This window comes from Acinetobacter sp. Tr-809 (assembly GCF_011753255.1).
GTDB lineage: Bacteria > Pseudomonadota > Gammaproteobacteria > Pseudomonadales > Moraxellaceae > Acinetobacter.
Genome location: NZ_VWVZ01000002.1, coordinates 101,924 through 126,391 on the forward strand (window position 1 = coordinate 101,924; position 24,468 = coordinate 126,391).

General features: G+C 39.5%; 19 protein-coding genes. 15 read left to right on the top strand and 4 right to left on the bottom strand.

What is annotated here, in order from left to right:
- Positions 1-5 precede the first annotated feature (5 nt).
- Positions 6-2,063, bottom strand: coding sequence for a methionine--tRNA ligase (metG, locus tag F3J02_RS04610; RefSeq protein ID WP_167247936.1), 2,058 nt, complete (start codon positions 2,061-2,063; stop codon positions 6-8).
- A 204-nt stretch (positions 2,064-2,267) separates the two neighbouring features.
- Between metG and F3J02_RS04615 the strand changes: the two genes are divergently transcribed.
- Positions 2,268-2,735 (top strand): hypothetical protein, encoded by a 468-nt coding sequence (locus F3J02_RS04615; protein ID WP_167247937.1) that lies wholly within the window; start codon positions 2,268-2,270, stop codon positions 2,733-2,735.
- Positions 2,736-2,760: 25 nt separating this feature from the next.
- Here F3J02_RS04615 and F3J02_RS04620 read toward each other — a convergent pair whose 3' ends face one another.
- Positions 2,761-3,258, bottom strand: coding sequence for a hypothetical protein (locus tag F3J02_RS04620; RefSeq protein ID WP_167247938.1), 498 nt, complete (start codon positions 3,256-3,258; stop codon positions 2,761-2,763).
- A gap of 109 nt (positions 3,259-3,367) precedes the next feature.
- On the opposite strand from F3J02_RS04620, the gene F3J02_RS04625 reads away from it, so the two are divergent.
- The 4 genes from F3J02_RS04625 (at position 3,368) to F3J02_RS04640 (ending at position 6,954) form a co-directional block, all read left to right on the top strand.
- Entirely contained in the window at positions 3,368-3,904 is a 537-nt protein-coding gene (locus tag F3J02_RS04625) for a GNAT family N-acetyltransferase (RefSeq protein WP_167247939.1), read from the top strand.
- Positions 3,905-4,091: 187 nt separating this feature from the next.
- Complete coding sequence (locus tag F3J02_RS04630) at positions 4,092-4,541, top strand: hypothetical protein (RefSeq protein WP_167247940.1); 450 nt, start codon at positions 4,092-4,094, stop codon at positions 4,539-4,541.
- A gap of 158 nt (positions 4,542-4,699) precedes the next feature.
- Positions 4,700-5,929 (top strand): iron-sulfur cluster carrier protein ApbC, encoded by a 1,230-nt coding sequence (gene apbC, locus F3J02_RS04635; RefSeq protein WP_167247941.1) that lies wholly within the window; start codon positions 4,700-4,702, stop codon positions 5,927-5,929.
- Between the two features lie 146 nt (positions 5,930-6,075).
- Positions 6,076-6,954, top strand: a complete 879-nt coding sequence (locus F3J02_RS04640) for a 5'-methylthioadenosine/S-adenosylhomocysteine nucleosidase (protein ID WP_171526028.1) — start codon at positions 6,076-6,078, stop codon at positions 6,952-6,954.
- Between the two features lie 25 nt (positions 6,955-6,979).
- Here the strand turns inward: F3J02_RS04640 and F3J02_RS04645 are convergent, their stop codons facing one another.
- A complete protein-coding gene (locus tag F3J02_RS04645; RefSeq protein WP_167247942.1) occupies positions 6,980-7,537 on the bottom strand; it encodes a DUF2062 domain-containing protein in 558 nt (185 codons plus the stop codon).
- A gap of 317 nt (positions 7,538-7,854) precedes the next feature.
- Between F3J02_RS04645 and F3J02_RS04650 the strand changes: the two genes are divergently transcribed.
- From F3J02_RS04650 to F3J02_RS04695, 10 genes are all read left to right on the top strand, one after another.
- Positions 7,855-8,448 carry a LysE family translocator gene (locus F3J02_RS04650; RefSeq protein ID WP_167247943.1) on the top strand — a complete coding sequence of 198 codons (594 nt, stop codon included), beginning with the start codon at positions 7,855-7,857 and terminating at the stop codon, positions 8,446-8,448.
- 106 nt (positions 8,449-8,554) lie between these two features.
- On the top strand, positions 8,555-9,124 hold the full coding sequence (gene dcd / locus F3J02_RS04655; protein WP_003653416.1) for a dCTP deaminase: 570 nt from the start codon (positions 8,555-8,557) through the stop codon (positions 9,122-9,124).
- 331 nt (positions 9,125-9,455) lie between these two features.
- Entirely contained in the window at positions 9,456-12,440 is a 2,985-nt protein-coding gene (locus tag F3J02_RS04660) for a filamentous hemagglutinin N-terminal domain-containing protein (protein ID WP_167247944.1), read from the top strand.
- 89 nt (positions 12,441-12,529) lie between these two features.
- On the top strand, positions 12,530-14,233 hold the full coding sequence (locus F3J02_RS04665; RefSeq protein ID WP_167247945.1) for a ShlB/FhaC/HecB family hemolysin secretion/activation protein: 1,704 nt from the start codon (positions 12,530-12,532) through the stop codon (positions 14,231-14,233).
- A gap of 435 nt (positions 14,234-14,668) precedes the next feature.
- Complete coding sequence (locus F3J02_RS04670; protein ID WP_167247946.1) at positions 14,669-16,738, top strand: hypothetical protein; 2,070 nt, start codon at positions 14,669-14,671, stop codon at positions 16,736-16,738.
- Positions 16,739-16,750: 12 nt separating this feature from the next.
- Complete coding sequence (locus F3J02_RS04675) at positions 16,751-17,449, top strand: hypothetical protein (protein ID WP_171526029.1); 699 nt, start codon at positions 16,751-16,753, stop codon at positions 17,447-17,449.
- An 18-nt stretch (positions 17,450-17,467) separates the two neighbouring features.
- The gene (locus F3J02_RS04680; protein WP_167247947.1) at positions 17,468-19,867 is read left to right on the top strand and encodes a DUF6160 family protein; all 2,400 of its coding nucleotides are present in this window, start codon (positions 17,468-17,470) and stop codon (positions 19,865-19,867) included.
- A 17-nt stretch (positions 19,868-19,884) separates the two neighbouring features.
- Positions 19,885-21,384, top strand: coding sequence for a hypothetical protein (locus tag F3J02_RS04685; protein ID WP_171526030.1), 1,500 nt, complete (start codon positions 19,885-19,887; stop codon positions 21,382-21,384).
- Positions 21,385-21,489: 105 nt separating this feature from the next.
- Entirely contained in the window at positions 21,490-22,266 is a 777-nt protein-coding gene (locus F3J02_RS04690) for a DUF4882 family protein (RefSeq protein ID WP_167247949.1), read from the top strand.
- 138 nt (positions 22,267-22,404) lie between these two features.
- On the top strand, positions 22,405-23,424 hold the full coding sequence (locus tag F3J02_RS04695; protein WP_167247950.1) for a DUF6160 family protein: 1,020 nt from the start codon (positions 22,405-22,407) through the stop codon (positions 23,422-23,424).
- A 74-nt stretch (positions 23,425-23,498) separates the two neighbouring features.
- Here F3J02_RS04695 and F3J02_RS04700 read toward each other — a convergent pair whose 3' ends face one another.
- On the bottom strand, positions 23,499-24,428 hold the full coding sequence (locus F3J02_RS04700; protein ID WP_323127286.1) for a tRNA dihydrouridine synthase: 930 nt from the start codon (positions 24,426-24,428) through the stop codon (positions 23,499-23,501).
- Positions 24,429-24,468: the final 40 nt, after the last annotated feature.

Sequence of the window (24,468 nt, forward strand, 5' to 3'; positions counted from 1 at the left end):
ATTGATTAAGACACTTTATCGCCTGGTTTTGCGCCAGATTCAGGTGAAATCACCCAAACTCCTTCGCCATTACCAGCGGCAAGTACCATACCGTTAGAAATACCAAAACGCATTTTACGTGGTGCAAGGTTAGCCACCATCACCACCAATTTGTCTTTTAGATCTTCTGGCTGATAAAACTCACGGATACCACTAAACACATTACGCGGCTCAGCTTCACCCACATCCAAAGTCAATTGAAGCAATTTATCAGAACCTTCAACGGTTGCTGCCTCAAGTACTTGAGCAACACGAAGGTCAACCTTCATAAAGTCTTCAATACCGATAATTTCAGCTTCACCTACTTTCGGCTCAGGCTTCTTCTCGGCTTTCTTTTCTTTTTTCTTCTCTGCTTTTGGCGCTTCTGCCGCAGCAGCTAAAGAATCTTTAGAGGCATCCACCATTGCCGCAACAGCTTTAGCATCAACACGTTGCATCAATGGTTGGAATTGAGCAATTTCATGCCCAACCAAAATTTGCTGACGTGATGCAAAGTCAAAGCTTTCAAGCTGTAAGAAGGCTTGAACTTGTGCAGCAAGCGTTGGCAGTACAGGTGCCAAGTAAACTGCAAGTTGACGGAATAAGTTAATACCGACTGAACAAACATCATGTACTTGTTGCTCTTGGCCTTCTTGCTTCGCAAGTGCCCAAGGCTTTTTCTCATCAATATACTGATTGGCACGATCAGCCAATGCCATGATTTCACGAATTGCTGCTGAGAATTCACGCGCTTCATAAGCTTGTGCGATTGAATCACCTGCATCAATAAAGATTTGAACCAGTTCAGATTCCACACATGTCTCTGACAAAGTATTATTGAAGTTGGTGTTAATGAATTTTGCACAACGGCTGGCGATATTCACCACTTTACCCACAAGGTCAGAATTCACTTTCTGAACGAAGTCATCTAGGTTCAAATCTGAATCTTCAACTTTGTCAGACAGCTTAGACGCAAAGTAATAACGTAGATATTCAGGATTCAAATGTTCTAAATAGGTTTCAGCTTTAATGAAAGTACCGCGAGACTTCGACATCTTCTGACCATTGACCGTCAAGAAACCATTCACGAATAAACCTGATGGGGTACGGTAGTTGGCACCTTCAAGCATTGCAGGCCAGAACAGCGCATGGAAGTAAACAATGTCTTTACCAATGAAGTGATAAACTTCTTTATCGCTGTCTTTTTTCCAAAAATCATTAAAGCTTAAATCTGGACGTTTGGTTTTGATGTAGTTTTCAAAACTAGACATATAACCAATCGGTGCATCGACCCAAACATAGAAATATTTGTTTGGCGCATCTGGAATTTCAAAACCAAAATAAGGCGCATCACGCGAAATATCCCAATCTGATAAACCAGCTTCAAACCATTCATCTAGCTTGTTGGCAATCGAAACAGGCAGACGACCTTGGTCACGTGTCCATTTCTGTAAATATTCTGAGAAATTCGGAAGTTTAAAGAAGTAGTGATCCGATGATTTCTCAACAGGGGTCGCACCACTTAAAGTTGAGCGTGGATTTTCTAATTCGGTGGCGTTATACGTTGTACCACATACTTCACAGGCATCGCCGTATTGATCTTCCGACTTACATTTCGGGCATGTGCCTTTAATGAAACGGTCAGACAGGAACATACCTTTTTCTGGATCGAATAACTGCGTTACAGGACGAATTGCAATATTGCCTGCTTCGCGGTTTTTGATATAGATTTCTTCTGAACGTGCTTTGTTTTCGTCGCTATTGGTTGAGTCATAGTGATCGAAATGTACGCCAAAACCGTCAAAGTCACGGATATGTTCTTTCTGAACATTGGCAATCTGTTGTTCTGGGCTAATTCCATTGGCCTCAGCGCGTAGCATGATTGCTGTACCGTGAGCATCATCCGCACATACATAAGTCACATCATGGCCCATTGCACGCATCGCACGAACCCAAATATCTGCTTGGATATAACCGAGTAAGTGACCCATATGGATAGGACCATTGGCATAAGGTAGGGCATTGGTGACTAAAATTTTACGCACGGATATTGTTCTCTCATTCGTATTTGCAAGGCAGATGATTTTACATGACTTAGCCTCGACTTGCACAAGGGATTCAGTGAAATCTTTTCAAGCTGAGTGATGCTTCTATTTTGACGACTTCATGCAAGCTTCACTTGTACTTCAATCAAAACACATTTCCTTTACTGATAATGGCTGTATGGTCAGTAAATAAAGGAAACAATCATGAGATCTTGGCATTTGCTCTGTGCATCTATGTGTGCAAGTGTGGCATCGGTTTTTAGTTTTGTGATTCCCTATTGTTTGTTCTTAAACTTTCAACAGCACCATTTATTGCATGTGGTCAGTAATGCGATGCAAGTGATGTTGTACCTCACTCCATTTCTGATTGTGCTTGCTTTTATTTTCTACGTGATTGTTTTATCAGTACTGAAATTGCCCAGCAAAATTTTTGATTTGATGCAGTTTTTTAAAATAAGTCTGATCTTTTTTACGGGGTGGATGTGCTTAGTGCTGATGATTTTGTTTGAAGATCAGGTCAATGGCTTTGATTTTGAAACTTTAGCCATGAGTCTTTTCATTTTTCTTGCTGTTTTGCCTGTGCTTGCAGTGGGGTGTATCAGCGCCAATAGTTGTTATGTGTTGATGTGCAAAAAGAAGTATGGTGATTTAAATCAATTTGAGAGAATTTAGGGAGAAAAGTATGCATCCCGAAGGATTACATACTTTGCATTTGTTTTACAGTGACACTGTGCTTTGAATTCTTTCTTAAAGAGATAATCTTTCCTTTAGACAGGAAATGGATGTGATAGCTCTTTAAACGATCTGTTTTAGGGTCAAGGGTAACTTCTGCGAACATCGGTGTTTGCCAAAGTTCATCACTACCTAAAATACCTAACCAAGCCTGTGCTTTTAAGGCAACACTAAATTCATCTTTGACTTCAAGATCAGTAATACTGAGTTCACTACACCAATGTTCGGTTTTAGGAAATTCGGCTTTAGAAAATTTCCAGCAGATCGTAAGCGCCAGACTGCTTTCAACGGGTGCTTTATCATCACTCTGTTGATCAATAACAGGGATTAACTGTTCAGCAAGGTCTTTTTCAAAAGAAAGAAGCATCTTTTGAATTCTTTTTTTACTTGAAAGAATGTACTTCAAACGTTTTTCTTGGGCCTGAAGCTCATGCTGAATTTCTAAAAGTTCATTTTCATTCATATTAGCTAATTCTGACAACGAGGTTTATGATTGAGATATTTCGGAAGTATATCCGAACTATCTCCTTATATTGTTAATAGTTTTTAATACAAATTTATTGGTTGTAAAAATGATCGAAACAGCTCGACTACGCTTAAGACAATGGCAAGAAGAGGACTATACCTCCTTTGCCGCAATGGGTAAAAATCTACAGGTCATGGAATATTTTCCTAAACTTCTGACCCGAGCAGAAAGCGATGTCATGATTGATAAAATGAAGTCGATTATTGAAACACAAGGCTGGGGCTTATGGGCGGTTGAATTAAAGCACAATCGGCAGTTTATTGGTTTTGTTGGTTTGCACGATCAGCCCACGCAGTTTTCCTTTTCTCCCTGTGTGGAAATTGGATGGCGACTTGATCAAGTGTACTGGGGACAGGGCTATGCGCCAGAAGCTGCTCAAGCTGCACTTACATTTGCTTTTGAACAGTTAAAACTGGATAAAGTGGTTGCCTTTACGACGCTGGAAAATGCTAAATCACAAAAGGTGATGCAAAAATTACAGATGAAAAAAGTGTCCGAGTTTCAGCATCCTGCTTTAGCTGCAGATCATCCTTTAAGCTGGCATGTGCTATATGAGATTTTAAGATCTGATTTTATTGAATAAAGGGGATGTTATTCATTTATATGATTTTTATATCTAAAAATTAAGAAGTTTATCAATCCGCAATCATTTGAATCTTCCTGTATCCCATTTGTTTCAATTTGCAGCGATGCACAAAAAAAGCTTCTAAACACGGTATAACTAAGATTGCTCCAAACAATATGTTTTTTACCTATAGTGAGGAAATATCATGACAAACGAAAAACTTGATGAGTTAAAAGACCAAGCCGCAGAATTGGGGAATGACTTAAAATACAAAGCAAAAGAAGCTCAGCTACAAGGTGAAAAAGCAGTTGATGACTTAAAACACTCTGCTGAAGAATTAAAGTTAAAAGGCGACAAAGCGCTTGATGATTTAAAGAAAGATGTCTCTGAGCAAAATGCAGAAGGTAAAGAGGCTGTTTCATCTAAAGTGGATGATATCAAAGCCAAACTTGAAGATACGCAACACGCGGTTCAAGATAAATTTGACCACTTCAAAGAAGAGGCTAGTCATAAGTTAGATGATGCCAAAGCAAAAGCATCTGAACTAAAAGATGAAGCTGCTGCAAAGTTTGATGATTTGAAAGCTCAAGCAAGTCATAAGTTGGATGATTTAAAGAAAGCAGCAACAGATACCATCAATAAATTCAAAGGCTAAGCTTTGTATAAATGCTAAATAATGGATGCTCATATCTAGAGAAGAAAAGTTGCTATAAAAAATGAGCAATTATCTACTTTGATATGAGCGTCAATTCTTCAATACTGCTAAACTAGCCAGACTCAGTGATATGTTGAACTGTTTTTGGAGTAAACAAAATGTCGTGGCTTTCTTCCTTAAAATCTGTTTTTTCACCAGCGCAAGAAGTGAAGGAAGACGAGATTCAAACAGTTCTACAAAATTATATATTGCCGCATTCTGAAAACAGTTTAAAAGATCGTATCAGCCAAGTGAATGTACAAGGCCGAATTTTACAGCTTACAGTGAATACCTTTCCCCAAGAAAAGGACCATTTACAGCAGATTCACGATGAATTGGCCGAAGCTTTAGAAAAGTGTGGTATCCAAGAATTAAACTTACATATTATTCAACAGAAACATGCAGCGCATGGTGAAGCAGGTCATAGCTGCTTATCAAAGCCAAAAGCAGAGAACACCAATTTACCCCCTGTAATGGATGCTTCGCCTAAGGCGGAAGCCGATCCGAATAATCCACCGATTCAAAAAGCAGCACCACAACAACGCGATGTAGCGGCACATCCACGCATCCAAAATGTGATTTTGGTTTCTTCTGGTAAAGGCGGGGTAGGTAAATCAACCACGACGGTCAACCTTGCACTCGCGTTACAACAACTCGGTTTAAAAGTTGGTGTTTTGGATGCAGATATCTATGGTCCAAGTATCCCAACAATGTTGGGCAATGCAGGCAGAACCCCGCAGATCGAAAATGAACACTTCGTACCTTTAGATGCTTATGGCATGGCGGTGCTGTCGATTGGACATTTAATTGGTGCGCACAATACACCCGTGGCTTGGCGTGGCCCAAAGGCGACAGGTGCGTTGATGCAATTGTTCAATCAGACTTTATGGCCTGATTTAGATGTGTTGGTGATTGATATGCCACCAGGCACAGGGGATATTCAGCTGACTTTGGCGCAACGTATTCCAGTAACTGGTGCAGTGATTGTAACGACACCACAAAATGTTGCGTTGATGGATGCAACCAAAGGTATTGAATTATTTAATAAAGTGAATATTCCTGTACTCGGTGTGATCGAAAATATGTCGACCCATATTTGCTCGAATTGCGGTCATGAAGAACAGGTTTTTGGTACAGGCGGTGGTGATCAACTATCTGAGCAATATCATATTCCATTGCTCGGTCATTTACCTTTAGATGCAAAAATCCGTGAACATGCAGATCAAGGTACACCAAGTGTGATCGCAAAGGATGCAGCCGCAGACAGTTATCTCAATATTGCACAAGCCGTGTTGCAACAAATGGAGAAGTTACCAAAACGTCAGAAAGACGATAAGCGTATCTTCTAAAGTGCTTAAAAACCCAGCATATCCTGCTGGGTTTTTACTATTTGATTAAAATAAGTTTTTATTTTTACGCTTTAAAAATAAATTAAAAAAACAAAAAATGGTATGTTGCTTGCTTATCACTTGTTTTGATTTTTGAGTATAGATCAATGATGCAATTTAAAGGCCTGATGGGTATTGTCAGTGTTTGTGCGGCTTTAGTTTTAAGTGCTTGTAATGGAGATAGTTCTTCAAATAGTAATAATCAGGTACAAGAAAAAACCAAGTTACAACCGATTGTGATCCAAGGTGCATTGCCTGTTGAATCAAAAAGAATGGCCTCAAAATTAGATAATGCAAGCTACGAAATCATTGGTGGTTGGGAATTTTGGAAAGGTACCTATAAAGGTTATCCAATGGTGATCTCTAAAACCCGTATGGGTATGAGCAACTCGGCCGCAGCGACAGCCATTGCAATTCAGCATTATCAGCCGATTGCGATTATCAATCAGGGGACCTCTGGCGGACACGATCCAGATTTAAAGGTATTTGATATTGTGCTAGGCAAATACACCACCAATATTGGTGCATTTAAAACACCAAATAAACCGATTGGTGGTGGTTCAAATGCATTGGAATGGAATGAAGCGTTCGATGTGTTGCCTGAGGATGAGTCTGATCCAGAACCGATTGCAATTCGAAAATTTGAAGGTGATAAGGAACTTTTAGTTGCGGCTTACAAAGCTAAAGCACATTACACCAAGGGACAAGTGGTAGAAGGTACCATCGGTTCGGCAGATACGTGGAATAATGAACTTGATCGTATCAACTTTTTCCATACCAAGTATGGAACCTCTGTAGAGGAAATGGAAGCTGCATCGGTTGCACAAATTGCGCAACAATTCAAAGTGCCATTCCTTGGGGTTCGTATCTTATCAAATAATATTACCAATAATGGTGCTTATAACCCTGCGACAGGAGAAGCTTGTCAGGACTATGCACTTGAGGTTGCAGAACAGTATATGAAGGCAAAAGCCGAAGCTAAATAATCTGTTTTCATAGAGAAGAAATCATTTAGATGGTTTCTTCTTTTTTATTTTTATAGCGATTTTTCCAGCTTCTAATCACCACCCAACGCCAGAGTAAATGTGTACTCAAATAAAATATAATGGCAAATAAAATAGCTTCGATAACGAGTCCAGAAACCAAGATCTTGGCTAAACTAAAATCAATATGACCATGCCCGAAGTTCTTAATCCAGTTTAAAATTTGATGTAACACACCAAGCAACATCTCCTTATTAATCATATTGACGTGATAAATTTTTGTCCCAAACCAAAAGCCTAAATACAGAATCGGTACCACGGTAAAGGGATTGGTCAACCATGCCATACAGAGGCCAATCGGTAAATTCACCTCAAAAAACAACACAGTCAAAATAATAAACAGACTATGGAAAGGGACCGGCAAGATTCCCCAGAAGGTGCCTATAAACATGGCTTTTGCAATCGAGCGACGATTCACATACCAAAGCAAAGGATTTAAGGCGCGGTCACCAAAAATTTTCATCAGCTTTAAGCTCGCGACTTTCTCTGATGAAGGCAGCCACTTGTGAAAGAATTGCTTAGGCATAAAAGGAGTAAATAGACTCGATAAGTCAAAGAAGTTTATGATTGTATATAAAATAGCATTATTTACTTAGTGAAAACTTAAAACATGTGCAAACAATATCGGACTTAAAATAAGTCTTGTACCGATACGTTACATTTATTGTATTTTAAATATACGCTTTTTATGCTGTGACTGCTGAGTAGAGTTGACTTGAAATCTATAAAGTAAATATAAAACAGTTGCTTAATCTATATTTAGTCATAACTGTTTACAGTTAATTTTTTGCTATGGCTTGTGAATTGGATTAATCTGAAACTATCTTCTAGTGAGGTCATTCAATGATTTCATGGTTCTTTATTGGTTTAGTCATTACCATTCTGTTGACTCCTGGCCCAACCAATACCTTATTGGCATCTTCTGGTATTCAGGTTGGATTACGTCGATCTTTATTATTGATTCCAGCAGAAGCAGTCGGTTATATCATTGCAATTACTGCATGGGGAATGCTGATTGGCAAAGTTTCTACAACTTTGCCTGCTTTGCCGATTTTTCTGAAACTATTAAGCGCGGGGTATATCGTTTTTCTAGCGGTAAAACTGTGGCGTACTGCGAACCAAGAAGTGGCCTTAAATCAACCCACGATTCGACCTAGAGAATTGCTATGCGCGACTTTGCTCAACCCGAAAGCACTGTTATTTGCTTCAGCAATTTTTCCTGTTGCAGCATGGAAAAGCCAAGAGCTTTATTTGGCGCATATGAGTAGCTTTGTTGGACTGATTCTTCCTATTGCATTGTTTTGGATTTCTGTTGGGGCAATGTTAGCAACCAATAAGGTGAAATGGCTGTCTCAATCAAAATTACAACGCACAGCCTCTGTCGTTTTGATGGCTTTTGCGATCCCAATTAGCTATTCAGCACTAATCAATCTATAACTTTCACAGTGCGATCCTTAATAAGGGATGGCACTGTTGTTTTCATTGATACCATTTTACGTTAAAGTACTCGCCAATTATTAACTTCGTCTATGGATAAAAAGTCATGGCAATAAAATCTGATCGTTGGATTCGTGAAATGAGCGAAAAACACGGCATGATTGAACCTTATGCAGAGAATCAAGTTCGTTTTGATGAAAACGGAGAAAAGTTGATTTCTTATGGGGTATCGAGCTATGGCTACGATGTCCGTTGTGCGCGTGAGTTTAAGGTATTTACTAACGTACATTCAGCAATTGTTGATCCAAAGAACTTCGATGATAAAAGCTTTATCGATATCGAATCTGATGTTTGTATTATTCCGCCAAACTCTTTTGCGTTAGCACGTACCATCGAATATTTCCGTATTCCACGTAATGTTTTAACCGTTTGCTTAGGTAAATCGACTTATGCGCGTTGCGGTATCATTGTAAACGTTACGCCATTAGAGCCTGAGTGGGAAGGTCACGTTACCCTTGAGTTCTCAAATACAACTAACTTACCAGCACGTATCTATGCCGGTGAAGGTGTTGCACAGATGCTATTCTTTGAAAGCGATGAGGTGTGTGAGACTTCATATAAAGATCGTGGTGGTAAATACCAAGGCCAAACTGGTGTGACTTTACCGAAGACCTAAAATTTTATAGTTGGCAAAACGAACCATTGGTCCAAGGAGCAATGGTTCAATTATAATAAAATACAGTAGAATATCGGTTTTTAAGATGAATTTAAAATAATAAAGAGATAAATTTTAATTTTCACTATTTTATTTATTCTTTAAATTAAAAAATGAAATACTTCTCGTTTTAACATTTTAGGCCTAAGTTATATTTAAAATATTTTTCTTATAATAATTTTTTTATTTTACCACTGGTCAGAAAAAGTGGTGAAATTATTTAAAATATAAAAAGATATGCTAAAAATAAACCGAAATTTTTTAAAAATATTAAAAACAGGTGGGAATAATTGTGAATAAGATCTATCAAGTGGTATGGAATGCTACACATCTTTGCTGGCAAGCAGTAAGTGAAATGGCGAAAGGGGGAGTTGTTGCAACGCAATCAACAACGAAAATCAAATCTAAAACCTCTGTTGCTTATACAGCAAAAGTAACAGCCTTCTTTGCTGTGAATATTTTAAGTGCAAGTATTGTATTTGCAGGACCAACAGGTGGGGTGGTTAGTTCGGGGACAGCGAACATTTCAACAGCAGGAACAACAACAACCATTAATCAATCCACCGCAAAAGCCGCGATTGACTGGAGTAGCTTTTCGACCAATAGCAATGAAATCGTGAATTTCGTGCAGCCGAATAGTAGCTCAATTACGTTGAACCGAGTCACAGGTACAAGTGCTTCAAACTTAAATGGTCAGCTCAATGCCAATGGACAAGTCTTCATTATTAACCCAAACGGGGTGCTATTTGGCAGTACTTCACAGATCAATACTGCGGGTTTAGTCGCATCGACCTTAAACTTAAGTAACAATGACTTTAATAATAATCTCTTTAACTTTAACAATCCTGATAATAATAAAGGTGTAGAGAACCGTGGCAAAATTACCGTACCGACAGGTGGTACAGTGGCTTTAATTGCGCCGACAGTAAAACAGACTGGCACGATTAAAGCACCACAGGGTAATGTATTATTGGCAGCAGGTGGTGATATTACCCTGAATCTAAATAATGGCAGTTTGTTGGGTTACACCATTAATCAAGGTAAAGCACAGGCTTTGATTAATTCAGGTGGAATGATTCAAGCCGATGGCGGTAAAGTTGTTCTTACCGCAAAAGGCATTGATGAGTTAAGCAATGCAGTGGTCAACAGTGTTGGGGTGATTCAAGCACAAACGGTGAATAATGTTCGTGGTGTGATTGAGCTCGGCAGTGATCTAAGTAGTGGTACCGTAAATGTTAGTGGTACTTTAGATGCATCAGCGCCGAACGGTGGCAATGGTGGACAAATCAAAACTTCTGCGGCAGAAGTACATGTCAATTCAGGTACCAATATTACGACACAGCGAAATAGTACGAGCAGTTTACCTCCGACGACCAGTGGCTGGGAGTTGAAATCCAAAAATGTCGATGTCGATTTCTTTGGTGGCACTGTCAGCAGTACCACTTTGGGTGATGCTTTAAACAAAGGCAATGTCAGCTTGAATGCGATTGGTACGGCAGAAGGCCAAGGTAATATTAATGTTAATGATGCAACTAGCTGGAATGCTAATACCGCACTGACACTGACTGCAAACAAAGATATTAATTTTAATAGTGATTTAGATTTAAGTGGAGATAAGGCTAAGCTTGCCATGAACTATGGAGCAGGCTCGGATTATAACTTAAATAATGGTGCCAAGATTAATATCAGTGGTTCATCCCCAACCTTATTAATTAATGGAACTTCTTACATTGTGATCAATGATCTAGGTGAAGAAGGCGATGCCAATATCAATACCTTACAAGGGATGAACAATAACCTGACTGGGAATTATGCTTTAGGTAGCAATATTGATGCCTCTGATACGGTCAATTGGAATGGTGGTAAAGGGTTTAATGCGATTGGACAGCTTCAAGTTAAGGTTGATGGTGGTATACAGTTACCCGAAGGGGGCATTCCACCCGAATTAGAACTACCATTCTTTCAAGGAAATTTTCATGGCCTAGGACATCAGATTGATGCGCTAACGATTAATCAAGCTCGACCTGAATGGGGAAATTTAGTATCTGTTCCAGAGACAGCCCCGCAAGGTCTGTTTAGTATTACCTATGGTAGTGAATTAAGAGATGTGGGTCTTACTAATGTATCTCTTTATGGGTACGCTTATATTGGTGCACTCTCAGGCTTGCATCTTAGCGGTAATATTAAAAATACCTACAGTACAGGTAAGGTTAATGGTTTGCTATATGTAGGTGGTTTAATTGGTATTGCAGGTAATGTTAAAGGCACTGAATTGAATTCACAACGAATTATACAGAGTTATTCTGAGGCTAATATCAAAGGTGTACTTGGTGTAGGTGGATTAGCGGCAGTGTCTTCGATCCCAATTTATGATAGTTATGCCACAGGTAATATTTCTTTGCCTGATTTTACAATGACTGCTGAACAAGAGCAAAATCTGGATCCTAATTATACGGGGGGGTTAATTGCTGGTGGTTTGGTGGGAAGTGGACAAGGCATCTATAATAGTCATGCTACGGGGAATATATTATCTGGCGCATATGTAAATGGAAATTGGCATTCAGAACTCGGTTTTGCTGGTGCAGGTGGTTTAGTCGGGTTTTTTGGATCCCAAGAAAATAATACTCATTATATTGATCAAAGTTATGCTACAGGCAATGTGAGTGGTTTGACTGGTCTAGGGGGATTGGTGGGAGGTACTGCTTTTAGAGGCTATGATTTAGCTCCTCGTTTATATATCAACAATAGCTACGCCACAGGTGATGTAACAGCGACAGGCGGTATTAAAAGTGAGAATATTGGCGGTCTTGTTGGTGTGAATGCTACTAAAGATATTATTAATGGTAGTTATGCGACAGGGAGAGTTAAAGGTGATACCTATGTTGGTGGGCTTGTTGGTCGAAATGACGGTATTGTTACAAACTCGTATTCAACCAGTGCAGTGGAGGGGGAAAACTCTGTCGGAGGGCTAATTGGTTACAACAATGGAACGGTTGAAAATAGTTATTCGAATGGGGGGGTGACGGGTGTAAATCATGTCGGGGGGCTCATTGGAGATGATCCTTATGCTAATGGTATAGTCATTAATAGTTATTGGAATACTGAAACATCAGGTCAGTCTAGCAGCGCAGGTGGCACTGGAAAAACCACAGCAGAACTGCAAAAAATTCTGACTTTTTCAGGTTGGGATATTGCCGATGCTTCTGACCCAAATTCAAGCTCGACATGGGTGATTGATGAGGATAGTACGACCCCATGGCTTCGCTATAATCATTAAGACGAAAAAGACATTATTAGAATATATAAGACCAGAGGCTAATGCTTCTGGTCTTAAACAATAAGATATTGATTAAATTTAGAGAAATAATGAAATTTTATTTATATAAACAAGCAAGGATGTACAGCAGAGTATTTCTTCAAATAATGGGTGGGGTGAATATTCTAGCCATTGCTTCTTCTATTGCTCATGCAGAAGTTGTTATTCCTGATAGTGGTACCATTACCAAACAATTGAATTCTGAGCAATTCAAAGAAACACCTAAAACAGACCAACAATACTTTGGCACTGATTCATCTCGGCAAAACTATAGTCAGGATCAAACCCCCATTTGGGTCACAAAAGTCCAGATAGAAGGGAATCAAAAAATTGCTACAGCCGTTTTACATGATTTAGTCAAATCACTGGAAAATAAAAACAATGTATTGGCTGATTTACAGCTTGGCGCAGAACAAATCACCCAATACTATAAAAAACAGAGTTACTTTTTGGCGAAAGCCTATTTACCCAAACAAAAATTAGAAAATGGAATATTGGTGATCCGAATTTTAGAAGGACAACTGGGGCAAGTCATTTTAAGCAACCAGTCTAAAATTAAAGATACAACGATTACGCGCTATACCGATCAAATTCCTCATGATCAGGCGTTACAACAACTGCAAAGTAATAAAACCTTATTATTGATTTCAGACCTATCTGGTATTGGGAAAATTCAGGCAAGCCTACAGGCCGGTGAACAGACAGGGCAAACGGATCTTGTTTTAGATATTTTGGGACAACCAACTTGGGTGGGGCGAATTGGTATTGATAATGCAGGCAGTAGCTATACAGGCAAATATCGACTTTCAGGCTATCTCGAGAGTAGTAGCTTGCTAGGATATGGAGAGAAGTTATCTGCTCAATTACTCGGAAGTAATCAAGATTTGGTTTCAGGAAGCCTAAATGCCCGATTACCTATAACAGGAACGGGTCTATGGCTGGGCGGTGGTTATAGCAGAACTGAATATGAGCTGGGAGAGCAGTTTAAGCAATTAGATGCGACAGGGACTTCTGAAAACTATAATTTAAATCTCGTTTATCCATTGATACGCAGTCAGAAAACCAACTTAGATTTGAAATTATTGCTTGAAAAAAGAAAGCTCTTTGATGAAATCGCAGTAACAGATACAGAGACATCCAAGCATATAGACGCGAGTCGAATTACACTGAATTTTAGTCGAATGGATGATTGGGGGATTGGCGACATGAAGGGTGGCATTAACCAGCTCGAATTCATCACTACCGTTGGCAATCTGAAAATTCAAAGTCCATCAGCCCTAAATATAGATCGATTGTCTGCAAAGACCCAAGGCGCTTTTTATAAGCATGAGCTGAAACTTTCCAGGCAACAAAGATTGACGGCATATTCATGGGTGACCAGTGAGTTATATGGACAGCTTGCCTCTAAGAATCTAGATTCAGCGGAAAAGTTTTCTTTGAACCCGATGCGTGCCTATCCAATAGCAGAAGGGCTGGGTGATCAAGGTTGGGGCGCATCAATCAATGTGTATCACCAGTTGACACCATTTTTAAATGCTTATCTATTCCAAGATGTTGGTAAAACACAACAAAATAAAAATCCATATCTTACAGATAAAAACAGTCGCTCTTTAGCAAGTACAGGTATTGGTATCGCTGGTGGATATAAAGGCTTTGACTACAATGCAAGTATTGCATGGCGTGATACTTCTGCTGCAAAAAGTGATAAGGATCAGCAACCGCGCTTGCAGTTTGGAGCTGGGTGGAGGTTTTAATTTAACACGTGAATCTAGAAGGGTTTAGTTTCTGTAGGTTATATATCTGGTTGTAACGATAAAGATTGATATTCAATGGTTGTGAGCTTGCCTAAGGCTTTAGGGATGACTTACATTTTGCAACAATAGATTATGAATAGGTGGCTGTTGTAATTTTACTTTATAGAAAATAACAAGTAGAGAAAAATCATTGATCTAAATAGATAAAAGATCTTTAAAATTTTATTTCACTCATCGGAAAATAGACCATTTACCTAAATTATTTTGCTTTTGTGTAAATTATCAGCATAATGAAGAATGAGATTATGTAGGCAGATTGTCTGCATTTGAGTGAAGCGTAAATACGGTTTTCCTATAGTTTGTAGGGCATCACTCAAAAGAAGGATGTTAGAAAAAGAATGATGATGCGGAGCATCAGGTAATAGGAAGGTCAAGATGACTAGATCAACTTCTACGGTTTTGTTTAAAAGAACTGTTTTAGCAAGTTTTATTAGCTTGTGCGTAAGTCAATCTATTTTTGCACTACAAGAAATTTCCGATGATGCTTTAAGTGAAACCACAGGTGAAGGGATTGCACTTTTACCTGAGAACTTTTCGTTCCGTTTTAATGGTGCGGATAATGCCAATAATGGTGCAGGGACTTATGGCGCTGGTTCTATTCGCCTGATCCCTGTAGGGCCTCTAAGTGCGACTGCTACGGCTAAAGGCTATAAAAAAGCAGATGCGTGGTTATATGGTTTGTCTTTATCACAGTCCAATAAAAACTTAGGTGCTGCAATTGATGGCAGTGATTGGGGGACATTATATGGTCGTCCAATTGATTCATGGGGGACTGCCGATAATCCTTGGGTTGTTACCACATTAAATGATCAAAATGTTCCTAATTTCGCTGGAACAATTAGCAATGTCACTTATTTAGCTTTAGAAGCTCCGTTACGTAAAATGGTACTTCCTGCAGCTGGTACCGCAGAATCCTCAGCATATAACTTAAAACTTGGTTTATGGACTGATATCTTTCAGCGCGATGCTGCGGTTCCCGAAAGTGGTTTAAACGGCTTAAGTAATCGTTTACGTCTTGCAGCAGTATGGGATGGTTTTAGTATTAATGGTTCGAATTTGAAAGTATTCCAGACACTTGGTGGCGTGACTCCATCTATGGGGGGGACTTACAATGCAACCTTAAAAATTAATAATGTCCCAACTACCAAAACTTTTAATTATGGAATGAATACCAATTATAACAATACGTTTGGCGTGGCTGGGCTGATCCGTATTAATAGTGGTGCAACTGATACCAAGCGCGGTACGGTCAGCAATCAAACCACGACCCGAGAAATTGTGCAGATTAATTATGATCCTGCAACCAATACTTTCTCTGAGGGGGCAGTATTGGCGACGGCCAATGGAGATATGACTAGCGCGCCAGCGAATGCGACTAATAACACCAATGGAATTCAAATATCTTATACACCAATGACCAATGGCGGGCTTGACCCTTACAAGAAATTTTATTCTGGTTCATTTTCTGGTGGCGGTGTTTGTACAACTCCTCAGTCGAATACAAGTAGTGGAAATGGACAATTTGGACAATGTTTGAACCAGAACGGTTTTACAACCCGTCGTTTAAGGGCGAAAGGGACCAATGATTGGATAGCACCCACTGCAACAAGTGTATTTAGGATTAGTACTCAGGAGATTGCAGGTGGAACTTATGATAGTAGTACCCCAGCATTGGGTGGTGCAGTTCCAAACTTTCAGCCCAATGCCAGTGCAGATGGTATTTTTCTCTATGATATGAATGTCAATCTGGTATTGGGTAATTTATACCAACCGCTAATGCTCAGTACCGATGGTAATAACTTTTCTATGGAGTTGGCACGTATTCCAAACGTACCGGAAGTGTATCGCCGTATTTATACCCGCTATGAAAATATTGACCCAGCCGCATCTGTAGATCCAGGTGTTACCTATCTCGGCTCAACTTGTAATATTTACCAATGTGGTACTTCGACTGTGGCAGGTTATCAAGGCAGTAGCGCGACACATAGTAGTATTACCATCGGTTCAACTGATTATGACCCTGTGACCAATAAATTATCAGCACATAAGGGCATTGGTGCTTATGGTGTTTCGATTGGTGAATTAAAATCTGGTACAGGGTTAGCGAGTGCAACTCAAGAAGATTTTACTCAAGTTTGGTTGCGTTCTCGTACTGCGAGTGGAAGTAGTTGGGGTTCTTGGGGTTCTTGGGGAGTTGTAACCCCTAAAGCTCCTCTGACAGGACAAGTGCATCCTTCATTAAATCGTCCAGATCCTTATGAAACGACATGGCGTCAAAATTATAATAATCAGATATTAGGAATTCAGACTACCACACCAACTGATATAGCTGGACGTCTTAACAATATGCAACCACCTGGTGCAACCGTTAGCAATAACTTTGGTTCAGCGGCAATTGATGGTTTACTAATTCAGCATCTAAAGCTAACCACAACAGGCTTATAAGGATATAAGGCGATGAAGGTTTCTAAAAGTAAAGAATATAGTTTTCGTGGCTTGATGATTGGCTTAGCTAAAGGATGTGGGTTGCTACTACTTTCTACTTCGTTATATGCAATGGAAAGCTTGGATGACTCTAGTTTAGAAAATGTGACTGGTCAGGCAGGTGCAGATCTTTCTTTGAAAATGATTTTAAATCAGGATGATAATGCAAATTTTTTATGTGCAGATTTACTTTATTGCCGCTTGGCATTGTCATTAAACAACCGTTACCACGATGGTACACAGGACACTTATGATGCGCAAGGTAATCGTGTGCCATCAGTGACAGGACGTAAGCAATGGTTAGTGATGAAGGGAATTCAAGGCACAGTCAATATTCAGCAAATCAAACTGGATGGTGAAGACGTCATATATGGTGGTCTAAATCATGCAGCAATCAAATTAGGTTTCGATCCGACCAAGCCGATTCAATTTCGTAATGTTGGATTCCAGTCTTTATCGATTGAAACAGATACCTGTACTGAAAGTAATCAAAACTGTTCCTCTGGTTCTACAAACTTACCTGGTTATTTAACCCCTGCCACGACGTATGGTGGTACTGGCTTTGATGCAAACAAGGAAAAGGGCTTTATTGGTGTGAATATGAATGGAAATCTGTCGATGACAGGGCAAGTTAAAATATTTTCTTGTGGCACATCACATCCACGTTGTTAAAATAAAAAGGAAATGGTTATGAAAAGGACAGTCAATAAAAATAAAACCAGCCATTTTGTTCTAACAACATTGGCAAGCAGTATGTTATGTCTGACTCAAACTGCTTACGCACTGCAAGAACTACAAGATACTGACCTTAGACAGATTAATGGGCAGGACGGTGTATCCTTACAAACTACTTATGATGAAATTAAGGTTGATCAACTTTATTGGGAAGACCGTGCTGGTATGGCGAGCAATGCCGAACAAACACTACGCGCTGTTGCAAATGATGTCAGAGTTCGTAAAAATCTAGCCTATGATGCAGGCGCAGGTGCAGGCAATTATAACTTAGGTACAGATTATAAAATCAATACAGGTTCTAATGGCTCTAAAACAGGTTTGGACTTACAAATCAAAAGTATGCCATCGACTATTTCAGTTGGAAGTTTTCAGATCTGTGCTCAAACCCCAACCGTGAGTTGTAATGCCAGTATTGGGAATTTTGCCATTCAGACTGGCTCCCCACAAGTTATTGCTTTTAATACCAAAGATGGCTTATTTAGTGCAAATTCACAATCCTCATTGCAGCTAGGTTTACAGAATATTAATTTATATGCGGGTTTGGGAACTGGAACAACAAATCAATATAACCAGTTAATTCTAAAGAATTTTAACTTTAATTTTTTAGGTAAAGGTGCGATGTATGTAGATGCAACCAAAGGATTGATTTTACAAACTAATCTTGGTACTGCATCTGCGACTAAAACGACTAGCCCAGATCTGACTTATGGCTATGTTGATTTTACACGTGTCACGGATCCTAATCAGCTCGGTGCGGCAACAGGAACTTATGCAGGGACTAGTTCGGGCTTAAATATTGAATTAATGACTAAAAATAATGTGACCATTAACCCAACCAATCCAATCTATAACTTGGATAACAGTAAAGGGCTAATTCGTGTTGGAATGAGTGGTCGTATAGTTAATGGAATGCTTCAGGTTAGAGGTACTAGTGCAAATGGCATTGCTGCGCCTGTGGATAATAATACAACCAATACCCATACACTAAATAATGTATTGGGTTTCGCCAGTGATGCCAGTACAACAGCAAGTGGTGCTAATGGCACAGTGATTGGTTCTAGTGGTTTGGCTATGCGCCTAAGAGGTGAGTTTACTCAAAAAGGCGATGCCATGTTAGGTGGAGACGATAGTAAAGCAACGACGTTAGAAATCGGTGGAGCTGGCTCGAATACCTTTGGTTTTGAATTTGGAGATCTTAGCCCTCTCGTGATCAACTCCAATCAACGTGCATATTTTGACAGTGGCAATGTGTATATTAACCTTGCAAATACACGTAATTTAAGAATGCCCGAAAACTCGGTACTCCGTAATGCACGTTTAGGTGGAAATGGTGGAACACTAACCAATGCTACAGATTATATTCAGCAAATTCATAATAATACGGTTAACCCATATAGTTTAGTGGTCGCTGTCCGTGGTGCAGATTTCCAAGCGCTTTCTAGACGAGGACGTTTTACGTCAAGTAGTGGAGTTTCTGCGGCCAATGCGATTGCAGCCAATGATGGATTAAATAATAAATGGGGCTTGGGTCTGCCTTTTTATAATGTCAATGCCAATCTGGCTACCTATGCTACCAATTATACGGGTGAAGTGTTTGGCTTAAATAATGTAAATAATAGTATTACTCGTTCGACGGTGACCAACTCACAACGTTTAGGATTGGCTTTAGGATTGAGTACAGAAGGACGTAATGCCGATGGTAGTAAAACTACTTCGATTTTAATTGTGGATGGTGATAAAAACTATTATATGGGTTTACGTAATATTGATATGTTGCTACGTGGTTATGGCAGTATGGGCTTTGAAGGCGGTAATGTTAATGTTGAGCTAAAAGACTTACTCATGGTAATGGCTGCTGAAATCGCTGCAGGATATCTACCAACCTACAGTAATCCAAATAGCGCAACACCAGTGATGGTAAATCCGTTTAATACTAAAGATGATGTGTTATTCGGCCTTAAACTTAAATTCTTGGGCGACATGAACTTAAGTCTGGTACCAAATAATGAAATCACCGCCACTAGTGGGAACCGATTATCCTTTATTGGACGTTATCGCCTGAGAGATGGTTCATTACAAATTAGTGATCCGATTGATGATGCCAGTATCGGTTTTGACAATATGACAGGCTTGGTTCAGTTTAATAATGCAATTGTGGTAAACAAAGACAATGTTGGTTTTAATTTAGGTTTTAACTTTAACCCAGACCGCACACCTAGCGATGTTTTCCGAGTACAAGACATTAACTTTTACCCACGAGTCGATGCGACCAATAACAGGGCGCAACGACTAGGTGAGATGGTGATGACGGGTGGACAGCTTCGCTCAGAATTTGCGATCAGACCACGTAATTAATAAGAGACAGGAAGAAAATGATGAAAAAAGGAATACATAAATCAATATTAGCCTCTTGTTTACTTATACCCGCGCTTGCTACCCATACATGGGCCAGTAGTGGTTTAGTTGAAATGAGCGATAATGAGTTATCTGCAGCACGGGGGCAGGCATTATTGTCATTGGGGTATACAGCCCCAGATACATCCAATGCCTTAAAAAACTTTGGCTATTATAAATTGGGCTTAGAAGCAAAGTTAGAGTTAAATGCCAATATTCGTGCTTTACAACTCGGTTGTGGCGGACGCAATGGCGCGGGTGCATGCGATATTGATATGGATAATGTATCGCTCAGTGGGCCGCCAGATGGAAAATTAGCTGATGGTACCCCAACTTGGTCTAAAGGACGTGCCAATACCAGTGCTTCCTTGACCAACCCCTTTATTGAATTTGCAATCAAGAACCCAACTAGTGCTTCTACACGAGAGGTCGCAGGTTTTCGACTCAGTGCCGAAGAGATTCTAGGTTATTTATCCGCAGGTACAGTCAATGATATTAATAGCAGCGGTCTGTCTACCGGGGGGGGGATTAATAGTTTCAGTGGTTTCTTGAAGGTTGGTCAAACGCCTGTTAATGCTTTTACAGATCCTGCAATTTTTGGTACAAGAGATGATCAGGCAATTTCAGCCGATGTCTGTATTCGAACTTTGTGGTGTAATAACCGTACAGCAACTAGTAATATTAATAAAATGACCCCTGGTCGTCCTGGGTATGAAGCGCCACCTGATAATGCGAATATATATAAATATAATGGTCAGAGTCTATGGGGAATAAACGTTCCTAGTCAAAGTGTTTCTTTTAATTTTCCTGAAACGATTGTCACAGGGAGTCGTATGAAACAATTAAATTTAGTTGTGAAGGATGTACCAATTCCTCGTATAGCAATTGGTCGAGATAGTGGGGGACTTACCTTGACTTTAGATAGCTCTATTCTAGGGACAAGTTCAGCTGGCTTTTTTATGGGGGCCAATAATAATCAAGGAACATATGCTTATTGTGCAGCGAATTATAGTCCTAGTACGTGTTCTTATATTACAGATTTGAAAGCAAATGTTCAGGTTAAACAAAATTTTAATTTGATTCATAATTTACCGATTACCAGTGGGGGCTATTTGGCTTTACAAAATACAGCACTTCAATGGCCTGGGGCTGATGTAGCTGATATAGCACAGCCTGGTTGGTGGTTATCTTTTAAAGATCCTTTGGATTTTGGTGCATTAAACCCTACAACGGGTATTCCAATGCAGGACGTATTACCTCAAATTGCGACTTTTATTACTGATTATCTATCAAATAATACAATTACGGTAAATGAAGGGGAGGCTTTCTTAGCTTTATTTGGGGTACCCTTGTATAAGGGGTTGGGAGATATTCGTTTAGCACCTGATGCTCGTGCAGTGATGGTATTGGAAAATCTTTTATTGGATAGCAACCAAAAACCTGTATCTAACTGTTTTGGTGGTTTAAAGTTCTGTTAATCTAAATAGAACTCTTTATAAAAATGAAAATTAGCCCTCTAGTAAAATAAAGGGGGCTGTATAACAAAGATTTAAGCGATTGTTTTAATTGCTATAGGACAGAAAATGAAAAAAATATTCTTTGGAACTGTATTATTGACAGCAGTCATTTATCAGCCAGTTTTTGCTCAATGTAATTTTAGTTTTAATGCAACACAAGCACAGATTCAGCAGTCACATTCAAGTTCGAGCTCTACAGTTTTGAAGTTCCCAAGTATTAATGGTATGAAGGTTTCTTATACAGTTGCTGCAAATCCAGATATGGGAACCAAAATTAATTATTATGCAATGAATGGAGATGAGTATAAATTCGCATTACCCCAGACTGGAATTATTGCCTATGAATATCAATTTAAAGTACCGACTTCAGTAATTTCTGGTGAGGGTAATATTGTATTTCTCCCTACAATCGGGAGAGGGATAGGGCAAGACCAAATTCCTTTTAGTGTAATGATTGTTTATGCAAATAATTTTGATCCTACACAAAATCAAAATAATATTTCAGTGGCTGTTTACAATTATAATAATGGATCAGGTGGCACAACTGGTCAGTCTTTTAACGTGAGTACGACTCCAAGTGGTTATCAACGTTTAGGGATTTATATTAATCAGGATACCAAACAGGTTGGGGCTATTTTTAATGGCGTCAATGTCGGTTATATCGGAACTGCATCAACTAAGCCTATGAATTATTTTTTTGAAATGAATTTAGGGCAGTATGCAATCCCTGCAGGGAATGCTGTGATTGGGCAAGAAATTTCACAAGAGCTAATTTTGGATAAAAGTCAGTTACAGTTTAAATATCCTGTAGGAACTAAAGACATCTGTGGAGCAGTTCTTTAATCGTTGAATAACTTCAAATATTATCCCTTTTGTGAAACCATCTGAAATGGCTCGACTTTAAGGATTTTATGTTGTGGTTTATTGAGAATATGCTAAGCTATAGTACATATTTTAAACATTTGTCTACGGATGAGGACAATGAATAAAAACAAGAAATTAGGATGTTTGTCGCTATTGTTATTAAGCCCATTGACAATGGCAATGCAACCGATGGATGACCAAAGCCTTTCTACCATGACTGGACAGGATGGTTTAAATATTGGTGTCCAGGCGAATGTTCAATTCAATCAAATGGCGATCATTGATAATGATGGCTTGTCTTATGGTGGCTATACAGCTCCATCATATACTAATCGCGCTGGTTTAGTCATTGCGGGCGTGGCAGGACAAGCGACTGCAGCTCCTGTTAAGGTAACCGCTTTAAATGGTGCCACTGAAACGACATTAGGATTTAAAGCGTTTGTTGATACTGATGCAGGAACCGCTGCTACAGGTGGAGCTTTTGCCAATATTGCTTTAGCTTTTAATAGTAACGTAACAGGCATTCGAATTTCTCCATTTTCTATTTATACGGCTGCGGCAGGTTCACTTTCAAATTTAAGTGGAAGTACTTATACACGTAATTCTATTTTTAGTTCGGGGACGTTACTAAAAAGTGATGTAAAAGAACTACTACGTGTTGGTGGTATCGATATTGTTTTTGCATCAAATAAACCGAGTATGAATATCCAGATGGGTGCTGCTCCACAAGGGCATATGGTGATGTTTGATGGAGCAATTGAGTCGATCTGTGGTACAGGCACTGGATGTAATATTATGTTGGTGTCGGATTATGTAGCGTCTGGAAACTCAACCACGGCACCTGTCGGTGCGAGTTTCGACTTTAAGTTGAAGGGAAATAATGGCAATCCCTTTAGTTTAAAAGGGTTTTATGCTGGTATTTATGGTCCAGTTGATGCGACGGATAAAGGTGGGGTTATTTTTGGAAATGCGGGAACAACGGATAAATTTGATTTACAGCTAAATAACGTATTGCTTGGTACAAATGGTTACCAGCAGACAGGGACATTTAATAACTTGCCAAATGCTTCAATTGGTAATATTGGTATTACAGGTGCTTCTGTGACAAATCTAAAAATGAAAATCAGTGGGATGTAGTAACGGCACCATTTGTTTTGGTTATAAAAAGCGGCTTAGGCCGCTTTTTATTGTAGCGAGAAAGGTATGGAAATCTAACTCTGTTTTAAATACTGAATAATTTCATCTAATTGCTTGATCTTCTTCACCTGACCCCATAATGCTTGTGCTTCAGGATAAGCCTTAGTCATCATGCCCAGCCATTGCTTATAGCGTCCGACCATGCCAATTTCAGTCTTATATTGGCCGCTTAGGAAGCGTAGTTGTAATTCAACTAAATCCTGCCAAGACAGCACTGCCTGATCCATATTCTCTCGAATACACAGGGTTAAATCTGGTGTGGTGACTGCGCCACGTCCAATCATAAGGTCTTGGCAATGCGATTGTGCTAAACACGCTTTTGCATCCGCATTATTCCAGATCTCACCATTGGCAATCACATTAATTTTTAAGGCTTCAGTAATTGGCTGAATTTTTTCCCAATAGGCTGGTGGGGTATAGCCATCAGCTTTGGTTCGTGCATGTACAGTAAGCCAGCTTGCACCTGCATCTTCAATCGCATGAGCATTATCGAGCGTATGATTTTCATCCAGATAGCCCAAACGCATTTTGGCAGAGATAGGAATATGTGCAGGTACAGCATCACGTACCGCTTTTACTAGCAGATGTACTGTTTCAGGCTCATCTAACAAAACAGAACCACCACGATGGCGATTCACCGTTTTGGCTGGACAACCGAAATTTAGATCAATAGCTGGCGCGCCAAGTTCTACGACTTTTGCTGCATTGGCAGCGAGCATATCAGGGTTGTTACCAAGAAACTGTACATGTACAGGTATACCTGCTGCGGTTTTGCCTCCATTTTTTAATTCAGGGCAAAAACTATCGTAGATATGATCAGGCAAGATGCTATCGGTAATACGGATAAACTCAGTCACGCACCAATCAAAACTGCCAACATGGGTGAGTACGTCACGCATGATCGGATCAGTCAGACCTTCCATTGGGGCGAGTACAAGTTTCACGATTTTTTACCTAAATAAGCGAAAACAGCGTTATACGCAT

Bases quoted from the DNA above. Each gene is read 5' to 3' on its own strand.
- F3J02_RS04615 (WP_167247937.1), top strand. From the start codon at position 2,268: ATGAGATCTTGGCATTTGCTCTGTGCATCTATGTGTGCAAGTGTGGCA.
- F3J02_RS04620 (WP_167247938.1), bottom strand. From the start codon at position 3,258: ATGAATGAAAATGAACTTTTAGAAATTCAGCATGAGCTTCAGGCCCAA.
- F3J02_RS04625 (WP_167247939.1), top strand. From the start codon at position 3,368: ATGATCGAAACAGCTCGACTACGCTTAAGACAATGGCAAGAAGAGGAC.
- F3J02_RS04630 (WP_167247940.1), top strand. From the start codon at position 4,092: ATGACAAACGAAAAACTTGATGAGTTAAAAGACCAAGCCGCAGAATTG.
- apbC (WP_167247941.1), top strand. From the start codon at position 4,700: ATGTCGTGGCTTTCTTCCTTAAAATCTGTTTTTTCACCAGCGCAAGAA.
- F3J02_RS04640 (WP_171526028.1), top strand. From the start codon at position 6,076: ATGATGCAATTTAAAGGCCTGATGGGTATTGTCAGTGTTTGTGCGGCT.
- F3J02_RS04645 (WP_167247942.1), bottom strand. From the start codon at position 7,537: ATGCCTAAGCAATTCTTTCACAAGTGGCTGCCTTCATCAGAGAAAGTC.
- F3J02_RS04650 (WP_167247943.1), top strand. From the start codon at position 7,855: ATGATTTCATGGTTCTTTATTGGTTTAGTCATTACCATTCTGTTGACT.
- dcd (WP_003653416.1), top strand. From the start codon at position 8,555: ATGGCAATAAAATCTGATCGTTGGATTCGTGAAATGAGCGAAAAACAC.
- F3J02_RS04665 (WP_167247945.1), top strand. From the start codon at position 12,530: ATGAAATTTTATTTATATAAACAAGCAAGGATGTACAGCAGAGTATTT.
- F3J02_RS04670 (WP_167247946.1), top strand. From the start codon at position 14,669: ATGACTAGATCAACTTCTACGGTTTTGTTTAAAAGAACTGTTTTAGCA.
- F3J02_RS04675 (WP_171526029.1), top strand. From the start codon at position 16,751: ATGAAGGTTTCTAAAAGTAAAGAATATAGTTTTCGTGGCTTGATGATT.
- F3J02_RS04680 (WP_167247947.1), top strand. From the start codon at position 17,468: ATGAAAAGGACAGTCAATAAAAATAAAACCAGCCATTTTGTTCTAACA.
- F3J02_RS04685 (WP_171526030.1), top strand. From the start codon at position 19,885: ATGATGAAAAAAGGAATACATAAATCAATATTAGCCTCTTGTTTACTT.
- F3J02_RS04690 (WP_167247949.1), top strand. From the start codon at position 21,490: ATGAAAAAAATATTCTTTGGAACTGTATTATTGACAGCAGTCATTTAT.
- F3J02_RS04695 (WP_167247950.1), top strand. From the start codon at position 22,405: ATGAATAAAAACAAGAAATTAGGATGTTTGTCGCTATTGTTATTAAGC.